General features: G+C 51.6%; 1 tRNA gene and 2 other annotated features. The gene reads right to left on the reverse strand.

From position 1 onward, the window contains the following. Positions 1 to 864 precede the first annotated feature (864 nt). A tRNA-Glu gene (locus SK32_RS13965) sits at positions 865 to 940 on the reverse strand. Positions 941 to 1,038: 98 nt separating this feature from the next. Next, positions 1,039 to 2,011 (reverse strand) — a sequence feature (most likely nonfunctional fraction of RNA operon). An 11-nt stretch (positions 2,012 to 2,022) separates the two neighbouring features. Then, positions 2,023 to 2,070: a sequence feature (16S ribosomal RNA rRNA prediction is too short), on the reverse strand. Positions 2,071 to 2,091 lie beyond the last annotated feature (21 nt).

Below are 2,091 nucleotides of genomic sequence, written 5' to 3' on the forward strand. Positions count from 1 at the left end.
AGTTAAGACTCGGTTTCCCTTCGGCTCCCCTATACGGTTAACCTTGCTACAGAATATAAGTCGCTGACCCATTATACAAAAGGTACGCAGTCACCTAACAAGTAGGCTCCCACTGCTTGTACGTACACGGTTTCAGGTTCTTTTTCACTCCCCTCGCCGGGGTTCTTTTCGCCTTTCCCTCACGGTACTGGTTCACTATCGGTCAGTCAGGAGTATTTAGCCTTGGAGGATGGTCCCCCCATATTCAGACAGGATACCACGTGTCCCGCCCTACTCTTCGAGTTCACAACCTGTGCATTTTGGTGTACGGGACTATCACCCTGTACCGTCGGACTTTCCAGACCGTTCCACTAACACACAAGCTGATTCAGACTCTGGGCTGCTCCCCGTTCGCTCGCCGCTACTGGGGGAATCTCGGTTGATTTCTTTTCCTCGGGGTACTTAGATGTTTCAGTTCCCCCGGTTCGCTTCATTACGCTATGGATTCACGTAATGATAGTGTGACGAATCACACTGGGTTTCCCCATTCGGAAATCGCCGGTTATAACGGTTCATATCACCTTACCGACGCTTATCGCAGATTAGCACGTCCTTCATCGCCTCTGACTGCCAGGGCATCCACCGTGTACGCTTAGTCGCTTAACCTCACAACCCGAAGATGTTTCGTAAAACACCACCGTGTTGTGAAAATTTGAGAGACTCGAACACACCATTTTTCATTTCTTATTACGGAGAAATGAAACAGTGTGTCGTTTCAATTTTCAGCTTGATCCAGATTTTTAAAGAGCAAATATCTCAAACGTCACCCGAAGGTAAGTTTTGAGATATTAAGGTCGGCGACTTTCACTCACACATACCAGCAAGTGGCGTCCCCTAGGGGATTCGAACCCCTGTTACCGCCGTGAAAGGGCGGTGTCCTGGGCCTCTAGACGAAGGGGACGTATAAGTCTCAATCGCAAGACGCCTTGCTATTTACTTTTCATCAGACAATCTGTGTGAGCACTACAAAGAACGTTTCTTTAAGGTAAGGAGGTGATCCAACCGCAGGTTCCCCTACGGTTACCTTGTTACGACTTCACCCCAGTCATGAATCACAAAGTGGTAAGCGCCCTCCCGAAGGTTAAGCTACCTACTTCTTTTGCAACCCACTCCCATGGTGTGACGGGCGGTGTGTACAAGGCCCGGGAACGTATTCACCGTGGCATTCTGATCCACGATTACTAGCGATTCCGACTTCATGGAGTCGAGTTGCAGACTCCAATCCGGACTACGACGCACTTTATGAGGTCCGCTTGCTCTCGCGAGGTCGCTTCTCTTTGTATGCGCCATTGTAGCACGTGTGTAGCCCTACTCGTAAGGGCCATGATGACTTGACGTCATCCCCACCTTCCTCCAGTTTATCACTGGCAGTCTCCTTTGAGTTCCCGACCGAATCGCTGGCAACAAAGGATAAGGGTTGCGCTCGTTGCGGGACTTAACCCAACATTTCACAACACGAGCTGACGACAGCCATGCAGCACCTGTCTCAGAGTTCCCGAAGGCACCAAGGCATCTCTGCCAAGTTCTCTGGATGTCAAGAGTAGGTAAGGTTCTTCGCGTTGCATCGAATTAAACCACATGCTCCACCGCTTGTGCGGGCCCCCGTCAATTCATTTGAGTTTTAACCTTGCGGCCGTACTCCCCAGGCGGTCGACTTAACGCGTTAGCTCCGGAAGCCACGCCTCAAGGGCACAACCTCCAAGTCGACATCGTTTACGGCGTGGACTACCAGGGTATCTAATCCTGTTTGCTCCCCACGCTTTCGCACCTGAGCGTCAGTCTTTGTCCAGGGGGCCGCCTTCGCCACCGGTATTCCTCCAGATCTCTACGCATTTCACCGCTACACCTGGAATTCTACCCCCCTCTACAAGACTCTAGCCTGCCAGTTTCGGATGCAGTTCCCAGGTTGAGCCCGGGGATTTCACATCCGACTTGACAGACCGCCTGCGTGCGCTTTACGCCCAGTAATTCCGATTAACGCTTGCACCCTCCGTATTACCGCGGCTGCTGGCACGGAGTTAGCCGGTGCTTCTTCTGCGAGTAACGTCAATC

The sequence above is a fragment of the Citrobacter sp. MGH100 genome (genome assembly GCF_001034465.1).
GTDB classification, from domain to species: Bacteria; Pseudomonadota; Gammaproteobacteria; order Enterobacterales; family Enterobacteriaceae; genus Citrobacter; species Citrobacter youngae.